Raw genomic sequence first — 19,482 nt, 5'->3', positions numbered from 1 at the left:
GTTGTCTTCGCGATGTTCGCGCTATTGGGCTTCCACGATGCGCAGCACTTCGGCGAGCGCTTCACGGAAGCGGGCCATCTCGTCGTCGGTGCCCATGCACACACGCAGCCAGCCGTCCGGGCCGACCACGCGGATGAGGATACCGCGGTCAAGCAGCTCCTGGAAAATCCGCTCACGGTTGTCGAAATGCCCGCCGAACAGCAGGAAGTTCGATTCGGAATCTGCGACTTGAAGCGGGACACCCTTATAGGTCTGGCGTTTGAGCCATGCCGCGGTCTGGTCTCGTACTTCACGCAAGTGGGCTACACGGCTGAGCTGCTCGTCGGTGTGTTCGAATGCGGCGAGGGCCACGGCCTGAGTCACGGCGGACAGATGGTAGGGCATGCGCACGATGCGCACGCTGTCGATAATGCCCTTCGAAGCGGCGAGGTAGCCGACGCGTGCGCCCGCATAGGCGAAGGCCTTGCTCATGGTGCGGCTGACCGCGAGGTTCTCATGCTTGTTGATGAGTGTGACCGCGCTCGGCGTGCCCGGGTTGCGGAACTCCACGTAAGCCTCGTCAATCACGAGGATCGGGTGGACTCCGGGCGCCGCGCCGGCGACATCCGCCTGTTCGCAGGCCGCAAGCAGGCGCTCGGTGTCTTCGAGCGGCAGCGGCGTGCCGGTCGGGTTGTTCGGGCTGGTGAGCAGCACCATGGACGGCTTGATGTCGTTAATCGCCTCGATGGTGCGGTCCACGTCCAGCGTGAAATCGGCGTTGCGGTGGACGACCTTCCACCCGGTGAACGTGTCGCGCGCGTACTCGGGGTACATCGAATACGTGGGGTCGCAGCTCAGCGCGGTGCGGCCGGGGCCACCGAAGGCCTGGAACAGCTGGAGCATGATTTCGTTCGAGCCGTTCGCGCCCCACAGCTGGCTGATATCAAGACGCGCACCGGATTCCTTGGCGAGGTAGTCACTGAAGGCCTGACGCAGCTTGATATGCTCGCGATCCGGGTAGCGGTTGAGCGTGGGGGCGATATCGCGGACACGTTCGACGATGGTGTCGATGACGTCCGGATTCGGCGGGTACGGATTCTCATTGACGTTGAGGCACACCGGCACGTCGAGTTGCGGGGCGCCGTACGGCTCCTCGCCGATCAGGTCGTTGCGCAGCGGGAGGCTGGAGGGGATGGTGTTCTCGCTCATCGTAGTCCTGCCTGCTCTTCCTGCTGCTTGATGGTCGTCTTGTCGTACGGGTCGGCGATGAAGCGGCTCAGCACGCTCTCACCATGTGCGGGCAGGTCCTCAGAAACGGCGAAGGTGTTGATGCGGGCGGCGAGTGCCTTCAGGCCTTCCTCGTCGTATTCGATGACTTCGACCGGCTTCATGAAGGTGTGCACGCCTAGGCCGGAGGCGAAGCGCGCGGTGCCGGAAGTCGGCAGCACGTGGTTCGAGCCGGACATGTAGTCGCCCAGCGGGACCGGAGAATACGGGCCGCGGAAAATCGCGCCCGCATTCTTGATGCGCGGTACGACGGCATTCGGGTCGGCAGTCTGGATTTCCAGGTGTTCCGCGGCATACGCATTAGCGGCGTCGATGGACTGGTCGAGATTGTCGGTCAGGATGATGCCGGACTGGCGGCCGGTCAGGGAGGTGGCGACTCGCTCGGCGTGCTCGGTACGCGGGACGCGCTGGTCCAGGCTGGCCTGCACCTGCTTGGCGAAGTCCTCGGAATCGGTGATCAGGACGGAACCGGCGAGCTCGTCATGCTCGGCCTGACCAATCAAATCGGCGGCGACCCAGCTGGGGTTCGCGTCTTTGTCTGCGATGATGGCGATTTCCGTAGGTCCGGCGACTGCGTCGATACCGACGATGCCGGAGACCATGCTCTTGGCGGTGGCGACGAAGATGTTGCCCGGACCGGTGATCTTGTCGACCGGTTCGCACAGAATCTCGCCGTCCTGCGGCTCGGAGCCCTTAGCCCCGTAGGCGAACATGGCGATTGCCTGAGCGCCGCCGACCGCGTAGACCTCGTCGACACCGAGAATGGCGCAGGTGGCGAGAATCGTCTTGTCAGGCAGACCGTCGGCGGTCGCCTTGCTCGGCGGGGTGGCGATGGCAAGCGATTCGACGCCGGCCGTCTGGGCGGGCACCACGTTCATGATGACCGAGCTCGGGTACACGGCCTTGCCGCCGGGCACGTACAAGCCGACACGCTGGATGGGGATCCAACGCTCCGCAACACGGGCGCCGGGTGCCAAATCAGTGTGGAAATCTTGCGGCACTTGGGATGCGGACACCGCACGGCTGCGGCGAACGGATTCTTCGATGGCGGCACGCACTTCGGGATCAAGCTCGTCAAGCGCCTGCTTCATAGCCTCGGCCGGCACACGCAGATGCTCGGGACGCACATGGTCGAACTTCTCCTCGAAATCACGAAGGGCCGCAGCACCGCGGTCACGGACATCATCGAGGATCGGGCGCACCAGATCGGTGGCTTCCTTCGTGCCCATCTCGGCACGTGGCATCGCCGCCAGCATCTCGGCACGGGTGAGGCGCTTTCCGCGCAGGTCAATGATTCGCATGGTATTGTCGCTCATACCCTCACATGGTAGCAACGGGCGAAAACCTTGCACGGAAAAATCCCGGGGTGCTGTCACATGCTGAGATGACGGCCGGCGCGACAGGGCGTGACGGGACGCGTCTACGGCCAGCCCTTCCCCGCCGCCAACCCCATCACGTCTCCATGCGGCTCCCAAATCACACGGCAGACAGATACCTACCGACAGCCAGCCAAACCCCGGACTATCCCGTCACCGTGCGACACAAAGTCGCACCGCGCGCCGATACGCCAGCAACCACCCGGCCATCAACCGGCCGCCGCCCCTCAGGCGGCTGGCAGACAGCTCGGTCCGAAGAGAATCTTGATCTCCGCGAACAGCGAGGTGTCACGCTTGACCCGGAACCGGTCGCCAAAGGTCAGCACTTGCGCATCGCCCTTCTCCCCCATAATCGCCAGCTTCACCGGGCAATACCCCGGGTGGTTCATGAGCACATGTCCCAGCTGCATCACATGGTCCCGATCAAGCGCGACCGGCGGCAGAGTAATCACCACAGGCCGCGAATCGTCAGCTTCCAGCGACGGCACCTGCATTTCAGTGGCGCGCAGGCTCACTGTCTCGTCGCGCACCTCTACCTGTCCGCGTACCTGCACGACCTCGTCGATCGTCAATTGCGCGGCGGCGGCTTCATACACCTTGCCGAAGAACATGCACTGGATGGAGCTTTCCATATCCTCCACCGTCACGATGGCCCACGGATTGCCCTTCTTGGACACACGCCGGTCCACATTCGTGACGAGCCCGGCAATGGTGACCTGCTGGCTGTCGCCCATGGTCTTCGCCCGGTCAATCAGATGCGCAATCGACATTTCCCTAAGGTTCGCCAAGATTGCGGTCATGCCGCTCAACGGATGGTCGGACACGTACAGGCCGAGCATCTCGCGTTCAAAATTGAGTTTGGTCTTCTTGTCCCACTCCTCGATGTCCGGCACCACGACCGAAGCGTCGCCCATCATGTCCGCGCCGCCGTCATCGTCATCGGCGAACAGGTCGAATTGCCCTTCCGCCTGCTTGCGTTTGAGCCCGATCACCGAGTCGATGGCCGTTTCATGAATCTCATACAACGCCCGGCGATTCGGGTCAATCGAATCGAACGCGCCCGCCTTGATCAGCGATTCCACCAGACGGCGGTTCAAGGCGGTGACCGGCACGCGGCGGATGAAGTCCATGAAATTCACGTACTTGCCGCGCGCGGTTTCACGTTCGGCGATGATATCCTCAACTGCCTTGTCGCCCACGTTGCGGATGGCGCCCAGGCCGAAACGCACGACATCGCCGACTGCCGAATATTCGAGCCGCGACTCGTTGACATCCGGCGGCAACACCTTGATGCCCATGCGTCGGGCCTCGCCGAGGTACAGCGCGGTCTTGTCCTTATTCGTGCGTTCGTTCTGCAGCAGCGCCGCCATGAATTCGACCGGATAATGCGTCTTCAGATACGCCGTCCAGTACGAAATCAAACCGTATGCCGCGGAATGCGCCTTGTTGAACGCGTACCCGGAGAACGGAACCAGGATATCCCACACCGCCTGCGCGGCTTCCATCGAATACCCGTGCTCCTTCATGCCCTGGAAGAACGGGACTTTCTCTTTGGCCAACACTTCGGGCTTCTTCTTGCCCATCGCTCGACGCAGCACGTCTGCCTTGCCCAGCGAATAGCCTGCGAGGATTCGTGCAGCCGACTGCACCTGCTCCTGATACACGATCAGGCCGTAGGTCTCGCCGAGCACTTCTTTGAGCGGCTCGGCCACCTCCGGATGGATCGGAGTAATCTTCTGCAAGCCGTTCTTACGTTTCGCATAGTTGTTATGCGAATCCATATCCATCGGGCCCGGCCGGTACAGCGCAATCAATGCGGAAATATCGTTGAAGTTATCGGGCTTTAGAGTTTTCAGCAGCGATCGCATGCCGTCGGAATCAAGCTGGAACACGCCCAAGGTGTCGCCCCGGGCGAGCAGCTCGTAGGTTGGCTTGTCGTCAAGCGGAATCTTCGTGTAGTCAATCGGCTCTTTGCCGTTGTTGCGGATGTTCGTCAGCGTATCGCGAATAACCGTCAAGTTGGACAGCCCGAGGAAATCCATCTTCACCAGGCCGAGCGTTTCGCACGTATGGTATTCGAAGGTCGTGGTGATGGTGCCGTCGGTGCGTTCCAGCAGCGGAGACGTGTTGGTGATTGCCTCGGAACCCATGATTGTCGCACACGCGTGCACACCGGTCTGGCGGATCAACCCTTCAATGCCCTTGGCTTCCTCGGTGATGCGCTTGGCGTCCGGGTCGGCGTCATACAGTTCGCGGAATTCACGAGCCTCGGCATATCGCTTCGACGTTGGGTCGAAGATGTCGTGCAGACTCGCGTCCTTGCCGTTCTTGCTCGGCGGCAGGGCTTTGGTGATGCGCTCGCCCACGGAGAACTCGTAGCCCATGATGCGTGCGGAATCCTTGAGCGCCTGCTTGGTTTTGATGGTGCCGTAGATCACGCATTGGGCGACTTTGTCGTGCCCGTACTTGTTGGCCACGTAGTCGAGGACTTTCATACGCCCGTCCGGGTCGAAATCCACATCGATATCCGGCAGGGAGACGCGTTCGGGGTTAAGGAAGCGTTCGAAAATCAAGCCGTGCTTGAGCGGGTCGAGTTCGGTGATGCCCATCGCGTAGGCGACCATGGAGCCTGCTGCCGAGCCGCGGCCGGGACCGACCATCACGCCGTGCGATTTCGCCCAGTTGATGTAATCGGCGACGACGAGGAAGTAGCCGCAGAACTGCATCTGGCAGATGACGCCGCATTCGTAGTCGGCCTGTTTGAGCACTTCGATTGGCGGATTGCCGTTGTACCGGCGTTTGAGGCCCTCATCGACATGCTTGAGGAACAGTGAGGTCTCGTCCCAGCCTTCAGGGCAGTCAAAGCGAGGCATGAACGCGCCGTCCTCGTGATCGTCGAAGATCACGTTGCACCGGTCGGCGATGGCGAGCGTGTTGTCGCAAGCTTCAGGCAGTTCTTTGAACAGGTCGCGCATCTCCTGCGCGGATTTGATGTAGTAGCCGGAACCGTCAAATTTGAACCGGTCGGGGTCGTCGAGCCGCGAACCGGAGTTAATGCACAGCATCGCGTCCTGCGCATCGCGGTCCTCCTCATGCACGTAGTGGGAGTCGTTGGTGGCGAGCAGCGGGGCGTTCAGCTTCTTGGCGATGGTCAGCAGGTCTTTGGTGACGCGCTGTTCGATTTCCAGCCCGTGGTCCATGAGTTCGATGTAGAAGTTGTCTTTGCCGAAGATGTCCTGCATTTCGCCGGCGGCGCGCAGGGCCTCGTCGAATTGGCCGAGTCGCAGGCGCGTCTGGATGATGCCTGACGGGCATCCGGACGAGCAGATGACGCCCTTGTGGTAGCGCTGGAGCACTTCCTTGTCCATACGCGGGTAGCGCATGACGCGACCCTCGAGATTGGCGACGGACGAGGCTTTGATGAGGTTCACGAGGCCTTCGTCGTTTTCCGCCCACAGGGTGAGGTGGGTGATCAGACCGCCGCCGGAGACGTCGTCAGGATTGCGTTCGTGATGCGGCTGCGGCACCCAGTTGGTGTCCCAAGAGACGCGGGTTTTGTCTTGACGCGCGGTTTCCGGTGTCACATACGCTTCGATGCCGATGATCGGCTTGATGCCTTGGTCTACGGCGTTGCGCCAGAGCTCGTAGGCACCGTGCATATTGCCGTGGTCGGTGATGCCGACGGCCGGCATGCCGAGTTCCTTGACGCGCTTGACCAGATCCGGGATTTTCGAGGCACCATCAAGCAGCGAGTAATGCGTATGGTTGTGCAGCTGGACGAAGTTTCCGGAATCTGTCATGCCGTCCACTCTAACCAAGCGAGTTGACCGGCGGCGTGGCGTGCTTGGCTTCCAGCGAATCCAGCGCGTGTTGCAAATCCGCAGGGTAGCGCGACTTGACGGTCGTCCACACATGGGTGCGCGGATGACGGAATTCCAGTTGCATCGCATGCAGCCACTGGCGTTCGAGCCCCAGTTCCTTCGCCATCACCGGGTTCGCCCCGTACATCGGGTCTCCTACCAGCGGATGTCCGATGGACGAGAAGTGGACGCGGATCTGGTGGGTTCGCCCGGTTTCAAGATTGACCTTCACCAGTGTGGCTTCGCCGAAGCGTTCGAGCACATCCCAATGGGTGATCGCCTCCTTGCCGGTGGGGGTCACCGTAAAGCGGAAATCGGAGACTTTCGCCCGCCCGATTGGCGCTTCGATGGTCGCCTTGTCTTCCTTGAGATTGCCTTGGACGAGCGCATGATAGGTTTTCACGACTTCATGTTCGGCGAATTGCCGGCGCATCTCTTTGTAGGCGAGATCCGACTTGCATACGAGCATGAGCCCGCTGGTGCCCACATCCAACCTGCTGACGATGCCCTGCCTACCGGCAGCCCCGAGCGAGGTGATGTGCACGCCACGCTGCAACAGACTGCCGAGGACGGTGGGGCCGGTCCAGCCGACGGAGGCATGGGCGGCGACACCGACCGGCTTGTCCACCACGATCACGTCGTCGTCTTCGTAGACGACCGCCATGTCCTCGGCGAGAGGTTCAGGCTCTTTACGCTCCTCGACTATATCGAATTCGACGATATCGCCTTCCATGAGGGTGCTTGATTTGGCCATCTCACGGTTCAAACCGCGCACCTGGTTGGTTTCGATGAGTTCAGCAGATTTGGCGCGCGATATGCCGAGCATCTTGGAGACGGCGACATCAAAGCGCTTGCCGATCAGGGCGTCAGGAGCAGGTGCAAGACGACTCATCGGGCCTCACTCCCCTGGCCGTTCACCTCGCTATCCTTGTCGGCGGTTCCGGCGTTGTCGGCATGTTCGACGCGCAGTTCAACGTCCTTTTGGGTGCCGTCTGCGTATTCACCCTGCTGCGATGTTTGTCGCGGCATGACGACCGGCTCGTCATGGCCGGGCACGTCACCATCAGTGTCTTCGCTGTCAGGCTCATCACCCATGATGGCCTTGCGACCATCACGACCGCTGCGGAAGGCGACTCCGCGAAGCACAAGCGCGACGACGCCAATGCCGGCAAGGGTAAGGAAGATATCCGCGACATTGCCGACCGACCAACCATAGTCGATGAAATCGACGACGCGACCGTCAAGCCCATGCTGCGCGTACGCGACACGGTCAATCAAATTGCCGGCGGCTCCGCCGAACGCCGCTCCCAGCATGACCGCCCACTCGTGCGAATCGGTCTGAGCGGATGCGAACGCCAGCAACACGCACGCCACGATGGCCAGCACGGAGATGATCCATGTATGTCCCGAGCCAAAACCGAGCGATGCGCCCGGATTATGCACAAGCACAAACCTCAAGGCATGCGGGATAACCTCGATGATATTGCCGTCCGACAGCGTCTGCTTCGCCCACGCTTTTGTCCCTTGATCGAGGACGAGCACCATCACTGCCACAACAGCAAAGACGGCCACGTACTTGCTACGCGACCGTCTTGTCACTTTCGGTGGATGCATTGATTCCAACCCCGGAAACCGTTACCTGACCGGAACGCGATCAGTGGCGACGCGGGCTGGACTGGGACTGGTCCACTTTGCTGTAGTTGTTGGAATCGGACACCTGATTCATCAGCTGGCCAAGGAAATCAGTGAGGCGAGTGCGATACTCGGTCTCGAACTGCTTGAGCCCTTTGATATTGCCTTCGATGACCTTGACCTGGTTCTCAAGCTCATCGCGAACCTGCTTGGCGTAGTTGTCCGCACCGGAACGGGTCTTGTTGTCATAGTCGGCGGCACGACGCTGCACCTCAGCTTCGTAGTTGTCGGCTTCCTCACGCTTATTCTTCGCATACAGGTCGGCGTCCTGACGAGTCTTGACGGAGTAGCCGTCGGCGTCGGAGTGAACCTGCTTGTTGTACGCGTCGGCATCAGCACGAGTGGTCTTGTTGTAGTCGTCAGCCTCGGTGCGGGTACGGCTCGAGTAATCGTTGGCCTTAGTGACAAGCTCTTCGTACTTGGCTTGGCTCGCCTCGGTGATTTCCTTGGCCTTGGCCTTGCCTTTGTCGACGTACTGGTCGTGCAGCTGCATGGCCAGGGTGAGCATTGCGGTGGCACGCTCCGGCTCGCTGGAAGCGCTCTGCGCAGCGCCTGCGATCTTCTGGAGGCTGCCGGTTTCGGTGCTCGGCTCGACCTTCTCGATTTGCGCGCGAAGCTTGTTCTCACGCTCACGGGATTCCTCGAGCTGACGCTGGAGTTCCTTGACCTGCGTGCCGGTCTGCTGCTGGACGGCAAGCTGCTGACGTGCAGTGGCCAGTTCGCGGCTGAGGTTCTCCGTGTTGGCACGGAACTGGTCGCGTTCGCGGGTGACGGCATTCAGCTGCTCGGCGACGTCCTTGTTGCCGGCTTCCTTTGCCGCCTGCGCGGTAAGCTGGTCGACCTGCGTGCTGAGACGATCGACCTGGCTCTTGAGCTGGTCATTCTGGTTCTTGAGCTGTTCGCTCTGGGCCTTGGCCTGCTCAATCTGCTGGTTGAGCCCGTTGGCCTGCTCGGTGAGCTGGTCGTTCTCATGCTTGAGCTTCTGGGCAAGAGCGGTGGCTTGCTCGCTCTGACGCTTGAACTGATCGTTCTGCACAGCGAGTGCGCGGTTGTTCTCTTCAGCCTTGTGCAGCTGCTCGGTCGCGGTCTTCGCAGCCTGGTCCGCAGCAGAGGCATTGCCCGCCGTAGCTGCAACAGCCTTGAGATCGGTGTTTTCCTTCTTCAGGGACTCGATCTGGTTATTCAGCTCGGAAATCTTGGCGTTGAGATTCGCCACATCCTGGCCAAGAGGCTGCGTGGCCGGGCCGTTCTGCATCGCCTGCTTGCCGAGAGCTTCGACCGTCTCGGTTACCTGGTCAAGGAAGTCATCGACTTCGTCGACGTCATAGCCTTCCTTGAAGCGTACCGTTTGGAAGGTATGCTCCCTAATATCCTTTGGCGTCAAAAGAGCCATAAATCTCCACCTCGCTTTGAGTAATGCCTCGCTGTGACGGTATCTATATCGATGCTAGCACGACCCATATGAATTCCTGACCGATTTCGCGCTCTTTTTTCGTGTCTCGGTCATGATATCTGCGTTTCATCTGGCGAACCGCCAATCTGTCTTCAGCATTTACGAGGATGCGCAGGTACCCACGTTTCTTCGTATATGCTCGCAAACATTCGCATCAGATGAGCGCCCGCAGCAATCCGAGCGCAAAATACAGGACGATGAAGCTCAGGTCGATGGCGATTGGTCCCAACGGCAGCGGCGGGATGTAGCGCCGAAGCCACCGCAGCGGCGGCTCGGTCAGATCGTAAACCAAATTAATCAGATCACCGGCGATGCGCCCAGGACGCCATTGCGGGGCAAGCATGAACACCCAGTCAAGAATCATGCGGATGAACAGCACGGTGATGTACGCGTCGAGCAGCAGGTTGATCACGAAAATAGCCAAAGATACAAGCACAGGCCCAGCATAGCAGGAGGGTTTCGATGGTTACGCGCTCATCGAAGCCCTCATATGGTGACGGGTATTGGGTTCTGTGCTACCAGTCGGTGTCGATAGGTGCCAAGCCGTAGCGGCATCAGACTGCGTCAGACCGCGTCAATCAGCGAAGAGGTCGTGTCCGGCAGCCTTGGATTCAGGCTCCTCGACCTTGATGTTGATCTGCGCGGGGCTCAACAGAAAGACCCGCGGAGTCACGCGCTCGATGGATCCGCGCACGCCGAACACCACGCCCGCCGAGAAATCGACGATACGATAGGCGATCGCTTCAGGAACCCCGGTGAGATTCAGCACGACTGGCACGCCGTCGCGAATCGCACGGCCCACGAGCTGGGCATCGTCATAGGTTTTCGGGTGAATCGTAGTGATCCGGCTGACACGTGCCGGGAACTGGCTGGCTCCACGGCTCGGCGACGATGCCGACGAGCTTGTGGGCTGTGACGTTGACATCGGCGCCACCGTGTGGTCGGAATCAAAGGTTGATTCCTTGTCGTCTTCCTCCTGGTCGAGCAGGTCGTCATCGTCGTCGACGACATCGGACATGCCCAGATAGGACATCGCGTTCTTCATGAACCCAGCCATCTCAGCTCCTTTTACTTACTCGTGCCTTGCGCCGTTCACCGCAGGAAATCCGGGATGTCCAAATCGCCCGGATCGTTCGACGGCACAACGCGGTGCTCGGTGGTCGCATCTCCGTCATCGCCATACTGACCGTAGTTGCCATACCCGTAGTTGCCAGCAGCGGGATTCTGCTGAGGGGCGACGTAGGGAGCGGCAGCCGGGCGTTCAGGCGCCGGCGATGCCGGGTTCTGGGCGCCGGCGTCGATGAGGTTTCCGCTGGCCGGCTGCGCTTGCTGCGGCTGGGCTGCGGGGGTTGCCGCCGGTTGCGCCGGCTGTGCGTTGGCGGCAAGCGGCTGGGCTGCTGCCGAGGCACCCGCGTCCGCGGCTTCCTTGCCCGCTTTGTCAAATCCTGCCGCAATGACGGTGACACGCACCTCATCGCCATAGGCGTCGTCGAGGGAAAGACCCCAGATAATCTGTGCTTCGGGGTGGATGGCCTTCTTGACCAGTTCGACGGCGTTGGATGCTTCGAGCAGCTTGAGGTCGGTCGGGCCGGCGATGTTGACCAGCGCGCCTTGAGCGCCCTCGATGCTTTCCTCAAGCAGCGGCGAGCTGATGGCGATTTCCGCGGCCTGGGTGGCCCGGTCTTCGCCCCGCGCGGAGCCGATGCCAAACAGCGCGGTTCCGGCGCCACGCAGGATGGTGGTGACATCGGAGAAGTCCACATGAATGTACGGGTTGTTGGTCATCAGATCGGTGATGCCCTGCACGCCGGCGAGCAACGCGGTATCTGCGGTTCGGAACGCATCGACAATGCCGATGGACTTGTCGGACAGCTCGAGCAGACGGTCGTTCGGAATGACGATGATCGCGTCGACTTCCTTGCGCAGGTTCTCGATGCCCAGCTCGGCAGAGGCTTCACGACGCGGCCCTTCGAAGCTGAACGGCTTGGTGACCACGGCGATGGTCAGTGCGCCCTGCTGCTTTGCGGCGCGCGCGACAATCGGGCTGGCGCCTGTTCCGGTGCCGCCGCCCTCACCACAGGTCACGAAGACCATATCAGAGCCTTTCAAGGCCTCTTCGATATCAGACTGATGGTCTTGTGCGGCCTTCGCACCCTTCTCCGGGTCCGCACCAGCGCCGAGCCCACGGCTGGTGGCATCGTTGAGCGCGATCTTGATGTCGGCGTCCGAGCGCATCAGATCTTTCGCATCAGTGTTGATGGCCACGAATTCAACGTTCTGCAGACCTTCGACGATCATGCGGTTGACAGCATTGCCACCGGCTCCGCCGACCCCCACGACCTTGATATTGGTCTTGTCGTTGAAATTGTCTGTCTGGGCAATCTCGCTCACCATTGTCTCCTGTCACTTACGGTTATGCTCAACTGTAGCGCAAAACCAGTAACACATACGTTATTTCTTGGTATGTACCGCGATTTTTTCACGTGTCGCGGAGCAGCCAAGAGTTCTGTCAATAGCTTACGTCCATCGGATCGTCGCCGAACAGCGTTTCTCGTTGTTCGTGTGTAGTGGTCCTGGACTCAAGCCATCCATACGGCAGGTGTACCTTTTTCGCGTATCGCACACGACCACGCGGTTTGTCGATGATTCGCTGCGGGTACGGGGCTTGTGGATCGAGCGTATCCATGACGCGCTTGACATCCGCAATATTTTCACATTCCATGAAGGCTTTACGTGTCGTGCCACCGACCGGGAATCCTTTGAGATACCAAGCGATATGCTTACGCAGATCATGAACCGCCATGCGTTCGTCACCGTCGTAGAACTCGGTGAGCAGCCCGGCATGACGAAGAATCACCGCACACACCTGGCCGAGATTCGGGTTCGTCCTCTCGTCACTGCCTTCGAAGGCGTGTTTGATATCGGCGAACAGCCACGGCCTGCCCTGGCATCCCCGACCGATCGCTACACCGGCACAACCCGTCTCGCGCACCATCGCCAACGCGTCATCCGCGCCCCAGATATCCCCGTTACCGAACACGGGAATGTCCAGACGCTCCACCAATTCGCTGATACGGCTCCAGTCAGAATGGCCGCCATAATATTCGGCGGTGGTGCGGGCGTGGAGGGTCACGGCGGCACAGCCCTCCTCCTGAGCGATATGCCCGGCCTCAAGGAAGGTCTCGTGCTCGTGGTCAATGCCGACGCGGATTTTCGCAGTCACCGGAATACCTGCCGACCCGCACACGGACACCACGCGGTGGATGACCTCAGTGAACAGGTCGGTTTTCCATGGAAGCGCAGAACCGCCACCGCGCCGGGTGACCTTGGGCACCGGACAACCGAAGTTCAGATCGACATGGTCGGCCATATTGTTGTCAACGACGATGCGCGCCGCCTGCTCGACGATAGACGGATCGACCCCATACAATTGCAGGGAACGGATTTTCTCGCTCGGTGCGAAACGGCACAGGCGCAGGGCTTTGGGATTGCGAGCCACGAGTGCACGGGCGGTAATCATTTCGGCGACATACAAGCCGTCCGGCCCGTACTCTTCGCAGATCACGCGGAACGGCCAATTGGTCACCCCGGCCATCGGGGACAGCATGACCGGCGTCGGCACATGGATGCGCCCCAGGTCCACGGGATGAATCTGCACCGGACCGGCGGTCGCCGTGGAACGGGGATCTTCGCCGAGTCTGGAATCGCCACGCTCGTCGATGATGTCCTCGTCGTGCTTGCTCATACCCTTGGATTCCTTTCCCGTAAGCGCTTACTTCCCATCCCGGCGCACCCGCCAACTGATTGTGCGGGTGCACCCCTCCACCCGACACATCCACAAACTGGCTACGCTGAGAGGCTTCCCAGCATAACCAGTTTGTATAAAGATGGCGCGCGCGATAGCGATATCAGTACAGGCCGCCAGCCTCGGCGATCTTCACCGGCTGGGTCTCGTCGATGCCGCTTTCCTTAGAAACGTCCACGCCACCGTCGGCCGCCTTCACGCCAGTCACGCTGGCTGGGCCTTCCGGATAGCGCACGCGCTTCTCGCTGACACGGTCGGCAACATAATCGGCGACCTTGTCAAGGCTGACACGCTCCTGCTGCATGGTGTCGCGCTCACGAATTGTGACCGCGTTGTCGTCAAGCGTGTCGAAATCGACGGTGACGCACAGCGGGGTACCGATTTCGTCCTCACGACGGTAACGACGGCCGATGGCACCTGCCTCGTCGTAGTCGATCATCCACTCGTGCTGACGCAGGTCGGCGGCGAGGTTGTGGGCAATGGTCTGCAGCTGCGGCTTCTTGCTCAGCGGCAGTACCGCGGCCTTGACCGGGGCCAGACGCGGGTCGAGACGCAGCACCGTACGCTTGTCCACGCCACCCTTGGTGTTCGGAGCCTCGTCCACGTCGTACGCGTCCACGAGGAAGGCCATCAGGGAACGGGTCAGGCCGGCGGCCGGTTCAATCACGTACGGCACGTACTTCTCGCCGGTGGCCTGGTTGAAGTAGCTCAGGTCCTCGCCGGAATGCTTCGCATGGGCGGACAGATCGAAGTCCGTACGGTTCGCGATGCCTTCCAGCTCACCCCAATCGGAACCCTGGAATCCGAACTTGTATTCGATATCGACCGTGCGCTTCGAATAGTGCGCGAGCTTCTCCTTCGGATGCTCGTAATGACGAAGGTTCGCCGGGTTGATGCCCAAATCAAGGTACCAGCGGGTGCGGGTATCGATCCAGTACTGATGCCAATCCTCATCAGTGCCGGGCTCGACGAAGAACTCCATCTCCATCTGCTCGAACTCGCGGGTGCGGAAGATGAAGTTGCCAGGCGTGATCTCGTTGCGGAACGACTTGCCCATGTTCGCAATGCCAAACGGCGGCTTGGAGCGGCTCGCCATCATCACGTTCTTGAAGTCCACGAAAATGCCCTGCGCGGTTTCCGGGCGCAGATAGTGCAGCGAGTTCTCGTCCTCGACCGGGCCGAGATGAGTGCGCAGCATCATGTTGAAGTCACGCGGTTCCGTCCACTTGCCGCGCACGCCGCAATCCGGGCACACAATATCGGCCAGACCGTTCTCCGGCATCTTGTCGCCGTGCTTTTCTGCGTAGGATTCCTGCAACTTGTCGGCACGCTGGCGCTTATGGCAGTTGAGGCACTCGATGAGCGGATCGTTGAACACGGACACGTGGCCGGATGCAACCCACACTTCCGGCGGCAGGATGATGGAGGTATCCACGCCGACGACATCGCCACGGGTGACGACCATGGAGCGCCACCATTCACGCTTGATATTGTCTTTCAGCGCGACGCCGAGCGGGCCGTAATCCCACGCGGAACGGGTGCCGCCGTAGATCTCGCCCGCGGGGAACACGAACCCGCGACGCTTGGCGAGGGAGACGACTTCATCGAGTTTAGAACTAGCCACAATGCACCTTCTGGTTTGACGGTTTTGGGACGTATGACGGAAGTCAAGCTTACCGATACGTTCTGACACGAAGCCGGTGCCGGGTGCCGGGTGAGGATTGACTCACAAACCAGCCGCCGGGACAACCAGAAACGGCCACCAGCCCCGATAGAACTGCCACCATGTGAGGATTGGCTCCCACACCGACCACCGGGACAGCAGGAAACGACCATCAGGACGGATAGAACCGCCACCGTGTGAGGATTCGCTCACACAGTGCCGCATCGCGTGCAGTCAGTGCGTTGCCGCAAGCCATTTGGGGCAGGATTTCAGTCACCACCAGAAATACAGCGAGGCGGGCGGGAACCCACTCAATAGGTTTCCGCCCGCCTCGTTCACAGAGCAGTCAAACCGGACGGTCCGACCCGCAAAACCAGTCAAACCAGACGGTTTAACCATCCAAGTCAGTCAAACCAGCTCAACCAGCCGGTCCAACCGACCAAGCCAGCCCAGAGCCAACAGCCACACCGTCTGGCGGCCGCTCTCGGCTCAGACGCCCCGCAGCACCACTCTCGTAGCACCACTTCCGCAGCGCATACTTGGACACGCCGGAGGTCGCGTTCTCGATCGCATCGGAGGACGCGTTGGTCTGGGTGGACCCGGAGCTGAGAATCGCGAGGATGTTGCTGTTGATGGTCACGGTGCTCTGCGAGTCGTCATCGGCGACCGAGTAACTCACGCTGGTCGGCACTGCGATGCGGTCGATGCGCTGCATCTGGTCGACAAAGTTGCGCAGCGCGTCATACCCGCCTTGTGCACTGATGGTCACCGGCACGGCAACAACTTTCTTCGCACTGATTTGCACGGACGCGTCACTCGGCAAGGTGGCAGCGGCAGCGGTTCCGAAGCTCACGCTCTGGATGGTGGTTCCGGAGCTGGTCACCGCACCGTCGAGCGATGCGATGAACGCCGACTGGTCGTAGCTGGTCGGTAACCACGAGCCAGTTGACTTCGCCGTACAGCGCAGCGACGCGCGCCACGTTGATGTCGTAGGAGGCGACGAGCACGTCCTGGATTCCCTTGAATTCCGCCTTACGAGCGGTCAGGGTGGTCTGCTGGAGCCGTGCGTCGTCGGTTTCGCCACGTGCCGCGACAACGAACTGGTTGGCAACGAGTCCCGCGATGAAGCACAGCACCAGCACGCCGACGGTCACGAAGCCCATGATCTTAGCGATCCGACGGTCCTTGTTGATCGCCGCAACCGACTTCGGCAGGAGGTCGACGCTCAGGCTCCACTGGTCGGGAGGGGGTGAGCTTGCCAGTCTTCTTGGACTTGCCGAGGCTGGACAGGTCGACGTTGAGGATGTCCCCTTGGCCTTCTTGCCATCCTTCTGGTCATTGTTCTTGTCTTGGCGGCGCGGCGCGGACTTTTCGCCTTTGCCGCTGTGGCTACCTTTGCTGAATGCGCTCATCGTGGCCTCTTTCCTAGTGCAAGCCCGAGGACCGCCGCATATTCGGGTCCGTGGACGTTGATGTTCTGCCGCTTGGCGTCCTCTCCGACGATGAAGTGGGTGAAGGGGTCGCCGATGGTGACGGTCTTGTTGGTGGAGCTGACGAGCACGGGCGGGAAGCCGGCGAGCATGGAGCCCGCTCCGACCAGGACGATATCGTCGGCCACCATTGCCGGGGGTCGGTGTTGTACACGTTCAGGGTGTTACGAATACCGACAATCAGCTGTGCCGTGGTGTCACGGATGATTTCCTCGGCTTTTTCGAGTCGTTCATCGCCGATGACGTTCTGCAGGCTGATACGGTTCTTGATTTCGAGTGCGCCTTCGAACAGGATGTCGAGTGCCTTGTCCACGGCCTGAGTGATATCGTCTGCACCGGACGGTACGGCTCGCAGCGCGACCGGGTGCCCTTGCAAGAGGACGATGACATCGGTGCTGTTGGAACCGACATTGACGACAGCGATGGCCTTGTCGCATGATTGGTCGCGGAAGATGCGTGCCAGCGAGAACGCGCTAACGTCCACGGACCGCACCGCGAATCCTGCATTCTGAATCGCCGTGGTGGTCCTCTCGGCGCCGGTGTGCAAGGTCGCCACGACCATGCCGTGGAGCACGGCGCCTTGCGCCTGCTCTTCACGGGTGAGCGGCACGAAATCGATGATGGAATCGTCGACGACCGCGCCGGTCGGCAGGACGATCGTGCGGTATTGCAGTATCTACGGCCGTTCCGTGTAGGGATTGGCGATGACGGCCGCGCGAATCGCGTCGTTCGGCAGCGACTGTGTCGTGATTGGCTTCATGGCTTTCTCCTTTTCCTTTCTCTTTCCTGTGGACTAGTTAAGCCCGCAAATCGTTAGGTACCAGTTGGCGATTGGCGCGCCTACGTAGATGCCGATCCACGCTCCGATGAGCATGTACGGCCCGAACGGGACTCCGCCTTTCATGTTGATGCGTTTGCGCGCCACCTGGATGAGCGCGAAGGCTCCCCCGACGATGAACGCTGCGGACGCCCCGACGATGAGCTGCCTCAAGCCGAGCCACCCGAGGATGAGCCCGACGATAACGGCGAGTTTCGCGTCGCCCAGCCCCATGCCGTTCGGCCAGATAAAACCGAGCAGTACGTAGAAGGCTGCGAGAGCGACCGCGCAGATGACGGCACGCAACAGTGGCGTCCATGAGCCTGTCCCCCATGAGGCAAGGGTGAGCAGGGCGAGTATCAGCAACATGGACGGATACGTCATGATATCGAGGATGAGTTGCACGTCGATATCAATGAACGCGATGACGATGCTCAGCCATGCGAAGTAGATGGCGGCAGGGAGCAGCCACACCGGATACAGGTGGAGGGCCGGGCCGAGTACGGCGAGCATGGTCATGAACCCGCCGAGCAGTTCAACCAGCGGATATCGCCCGGAGATCGGCTCTTGGCAGTCACGGCATTTGCCGTGCAGCACCAGGTACGAGATGAGGGGTATGTTGTCGTGCCAACGAATCGGGGACTTGCAGTTGGGGCAGAAGCTCCGCTTTGGGTTGACCAGGCTGATGCCGTTGGGCACGCGCCAGATGACCACGTTGAGGAACGAACCGATAAAGCACCCGATCACGAACGCGACGACGGCCAGCACCACGGTGGTGACACCGTCGCCGTACGCGCTCGTGTCCAGATGCGGTACACCATAGCCGACCAGAACATCACCGGCGGCAAGGATGGAGGAAGTCAACACTACCGATCACCACTTCTAGTTCGCAGCGTCCACATACTTGCTGAATGCGTAGCTGATGGAGGCATTAGCCGTTACATTATACGAGGTACCGATTCCCGTCTTATCCGCTGGAGCTATCCTTGTCAGGTGCGTCCAACGTTGTGGGTAATACTTTGCGCCAGTCGCATCGTACATAGCTCCTCGACACTTCTGCAGTTGAATCCTGGGATTTTTCTGGTTGTCCGGAAGCCCTTTCGTCTCTGTTAAGCATAGTGCTCTAGGGCTCACCAAGGTCGCTTCTCATCTGCCACGGATGAAGCAAGGACAAACGTGTAATTAAACTTTGCCTTTTCCGGTTCGGCTCCTTCATCAGCGACCTTTTCATAACGATAGAAGGTCGCTCTATCGTCAGAAGTTGTACAATTGCCAAATTTGGTCACTAACTTCGAGCCTTCGCTCGTACCATTCACAACGAAACAACCAACACCTGTATTTGCTGTGAACATTAAATTAGTCTTGCTCGAAGCTGCTGATTGAGCCAAGCCCGTGGCGGTATCGATAACCGTTTCCCCGCCTTTTGCATAATCAGCATAGTCGTTTTGCCATGAATTATCACCTATGTTCTGCCAAGATTCGTCTCCAGATACTAGCGGGCACTGCGGCTCACTGGCACGCTGCATAGGTGATCGACGCTGAACCCGTGGCGCTTGACGCCGCAGAATTCCTCGAACTGAATGTCACCTGGGTATTCAATGTAACCAGTTTGCTACCCGAATACTGGCCGACACTCGCACTGGCCGCACCGGAATCATTGCCGGACGACGGCGCCGAATAAATCAACACCGTGTTCTTGTCGGCGGAACCGCTGCTGCCACCCGTCGTGGCATATCCAATCGAGTTGGAATACGTGACGAAACGCTCAAGCCGCTGGGTTGCCATCATTACCGTAGACGCCGATTGAGCACGCACCGCAGTCGAATTTGTAGACCGGAGGTACTGCATGACACTGGCAGTGAACACTGACGAGAACAAGAGGAATATACCGAGCGCCACCATGAGTTCCGTCAGAGAAACGCCCTTTTGCTTATCGGTGTTCCTCAGCTTGCGCCAACGAGATGCAAACTTTCCTGCTGATCCTTCATGCTTTGCATCACAAGATCTGCTTCGCATGCTTACTGTTGTCGCCGGCTGTTCAACATTGCTCATACCACTAT

General features: G+C 60.1%; 16 protein-coding genes and 2 pseudogenes. All 18 read right to left on the bottom strand.

Translation table 11 applies throughout. The features are described from left to right. Positions 1-21: 21 nt before the first annotated feature. Complete coding sequence (locus ACZ41G_RS02300) at positions 22-1,188, bottom strand: histidinol-phosphate transaminase (RefSeq protein ID WP_412171236.1); 1,167 nt, start codon at positions 1,186-1,188, stop codon at positions 22-24. Continuing rightward, positions 1,185-2,582 carry a histidinol dehydrogenase gene (gene hisD / locus ACZ41G_RS02295; protein ID WP_464145713.1) on the bottom strand — a complete coding sequence of 466 codons (1,398 nt, stop codon included), beginning with the start codon at positions 2,580-2,582 and terminating at the stop codon, positions 1,185-1,187. Before hisD ends, ACZ41G_RS02300 begins: the two co-directional genes overlap by 4 nt. Before the next feature lie 287 nt (positions 2,583-2,869). Continuing rightward, positions 2,870-6,442 carry a DNA polymerase III subunit alpha gene (gene dnaE / locus ACZ41G_RS02290; RefSeq protein WP_033505074.1) on the bottom strand — a complete coding sequence of 1,191 codons (3,573 nt, stop codon included), beginning with the start codon at positions 6,440-6,442 and terminating at the stop codon, positions 2,870-2,872. 10 nt (positions 6,443-6,452) lie between these two features. Further along, on the bottom strand, positions 6,453-7,394 hold the full coding sequence (locus ACZ41G_RS02285) for an RluA family pseudouridine synthase (RefSeq protein ID WP_015450111.1): 942 nt from the start codon (positions 7,392-7,394) through the stop codon (positions 6,453-6,455). 233 nt (positions 7,395-7,627) lie between these two features. Next, positions 7,628-8,116 (bottom strand): annotated as a pseudogene (locus ACZ41G_RS02280) (signal peptidase II); the annotation flags it as partial. A gap of 40 nt (positions 8,117-8,156) precedes the next feature. Continuing rightward, on the bottom strand, positions 8,157-9,587 hold the full coding sequence (locus tag ACZ41G_RS02275; protein ID WP_033505073.1) for a DivIVA domain-containing protein: 1,431 nt from the start codon (positions 9,585-9,587) through the stop codon (positions 8,157-8,159). A gap of 214 nt (positions 9,588-9,801) precedes the next feature. After that, positions 9,802-10,083 (bottom strand): YggT family protein, encoded by a 282-nt coding sequence (locus ACZ41G_RS02270; RefSeq protein WP_033505072.1) that lies wholly within the window; start codon positions 10,081-10,083, stop codon positions 9,802-9,804. Positions 10,084-10,221: 138 nt separating this feature from the next. Further along, complete coding sequence (locus ACZ41G_RS02265; protein ID WP_033505071.1) at positions 10,222-10,704, bottom strand: cell division protein SepF; 483 nt, start codon at positions 10,702-10,704, stop codon at positions 10,222-10,224. A 35-nt stretch (positions 10,705-10,739) separates the two neighbouring features. Beyond that, entirely contained in the window at positions 10,740-12,041 is a 1,302-nt protein-coding gene (gene ftsZ / locus ACZ41G_RS02260) for a cell division protein FtsZ (RefSeq protein WP_033505070.1), read from the bottom strand. A gap of 115 nt (positions 12,042-12,156) precedes the next feature. Further along, the gene (gene dusB / locus ACZ41G_RS02255; protein ID WP_081966460.1) at positions 12,157-13,392 is read right to left on the bottom strand and encodes a tRNA dihydrouridine synthase DusB; all 1,236 of its coding nucleotides are present in this window, start codon (positions 13,390-13,392) and stop codon (positions 12,157-12,159) included. Positions 13,393-13,555: 163 nt separating this feature from the next. Then, a complete protein-coding gene (locus tag ACZ41G_RS02250) occupies positions 13,556-15,076 on the bottom strand; it encodes a glycine--tRNA ligase (RefSeq protein WP_015450103.1) in 1,521 nt (506 codons plus the stop codon). Between the two features lie 457 nt (positions 15,077-15,533). Then, positions 15,534-15,968, bottom strand: coding sequence for a hypothetical protein (locus ACZ41G_RS02245; RefSeq protein ID WP_464145708.1), 435 nt, complete (start codon positions 15,966-15,968; stop codon positions 15,534-15,536). Continuing rightward, a complete protein-coding gene (locus ACZ41G_RS02240) occupies positions 15,928-16,527 on the bottom strand; it encodes a hypothetical protein (protein ID WP_464145706.1) in 600 nt (199 codons plus the stop codon). Before ACZ41G_RS02240 ends, ACZ41G_RS02245 begins: the two co-directional genes overlap by 41 nt. Continuing rightward, complete coding sequence (locus ACZ41G_RS02235; protein WP_273302952.1) at positions 16,524-16,697, bottom strand: hypothetical protein; 174 nt, start codon at positions 16,695-16,697, stop codon at positions 16,524-16,526. Before ACZ41G_RS02235 ends, ACZ41G_RS02240 begins: the two co-directional genes overlap by 4 nt. Before the next feature lie 212 nt (positions 16,698-16,909). After that, a pseudogene (locus ACZ41G_RS02230) lies at positions 16,910-17,179 on the bottom strand (type IV pilus assembly protein PilM); the annotation flags it as partial. A 219-nt stretch (positions 17,180-17,398) separates the two neighbouring features. After that, complete coding sequence (locus tag ACZ41G_RS02225; protein ID WP_464145704.1) at positions 17,399-18,289, bottom strand: prepilin peptidase; 891 nt, start codon at positions 18,287-18,289, stop codon at positions 17,399-17,401. A 263-nt stretch (positions 18,290-18,552) separates the two neighbouring features. Next, complete coding sequence (locus ACZ41G_RS02220) at positions 18,553-18,948, bottom strand: hypothetical protein (RefSeq protein WP_464145702.1); 396 nt, start codon at positions 18,946-18,948, stop codon at positions 18,553-18,555. Then, complete coding sequence (locus tag ACZ41G_RS02215) at positions 18,932-19,474, bottom strand: PulJ/GspJ family protein (RefSeq protein ID WP_464145700.1); 543 nt, start codon at positions 19,472-19,474, stop codon at positions 18,932-18,934. The genes ACZ41G_RS02220 and ACZ41G_RS02215 overlap by 17 nt, the downstream gene beginning before the upstream one ends. Positions 19,475-19,482 lie beyond the last annotated feature (8 nt).

This window comes from Bifidobacterium porcinum, assembly GCF_055378475.1.
This window is presented reverse-complemented; position numbering and strand designations above follow the sequence as displayed.

What these genes read in the sequence shown, in the direction of transcription:
- ACZ41G_RS02300 (WP_412171236.1), bottom strand. Translation starts at nt 1,188, where the DNA reads ATGAGCGAGAACACCATCCCCTCCAGCCTCCCGCTGCGCAACGACCTG.
- ftsZ (WP_033505070.1), bottom strand. Translation starts at nt 12,041, where the DNA reads ATGGTGAGCGAGATTGCCCAGACAGACAATTTCAACGACAAGACCAAT.
- dusB (WP_081966460.1), bottom strand. Translation starts at nt 13,392, where the DNA reads ATGAGCAAGCACGACGAGGACATCATCGACGAGCGTGGCGATTCCAGA.
- ACZ41G_RS02215 (WP_464145700.1), bottom strand. Translation starts at nt 19,474, where the DNA reads ATGAGCAATGTTGAACAGCCGGCGACAACAGTAAGCATGCGAAGCAGA.
- dnaE (WP_033505074.1), bottom strand. Translation starts at nt 6,442, where the DNA reads ATGACAGATTCCGGAAACTTCGTCCAGCTGCACAACCATACGCATTAC.
- ACZ41G_RS02220 (WP_464145702.1), bottom strand. Translation starts at nt 18,948, where the DNA reads ATGCAGCGTGCCAGTGAGCCGCAGTGCCCGCTAGTATCTGGAGACGAA.
- ACZ41G_RS02265 (WP_033505071.1), bottom strand. Translation starts at nt 10,704, where the DNA reads ATGGCTGGGTTCATGAAGAACGCGATGTCCTATCTGGGCATGTCCGAT.
- hisD (WP_464145713.1), bottom strand. Translation starts at nt 2,582, where the DNA reads ATGAGCGACAATACCATGCGAATCATTGACCTGCGCGGAAAGCGCCTC.
- ACZ41G_RS02235 (WP_273302952.1), bottom strand. Translation starts at nt 16,697, where the DNA reads ATGCTCGCCGGCTTCCCGCCCGTGCTCGTCAGCTCCACCAACAAGACC.
- ACZ41G_RS02275 (WP_033505073.1), bottom strand. Translation starts at nt 9,587, where the DNA reads ATGGCTCTTTTGACGCCAAAGGATATTAGGGAGCATACCTTCCAAACG.
- ACZ41G_RS02285 (WP_015450111.1), bottom strand. Translation starts at nt 7,394, where the DNA reads ATGAGTCGTCTTGCACCTGCTCCTGACGCCCTGATCGGCAAGCGCTTT.
- ACZ41G_RS02240 (WP_464145706.1), bottom strand. Translation starts at nt 16,527, where the DNA reads ATGAGCGCATTCAGCAAAGGTAGCCACAGCGGCAAAGGCGAAAAGTCC.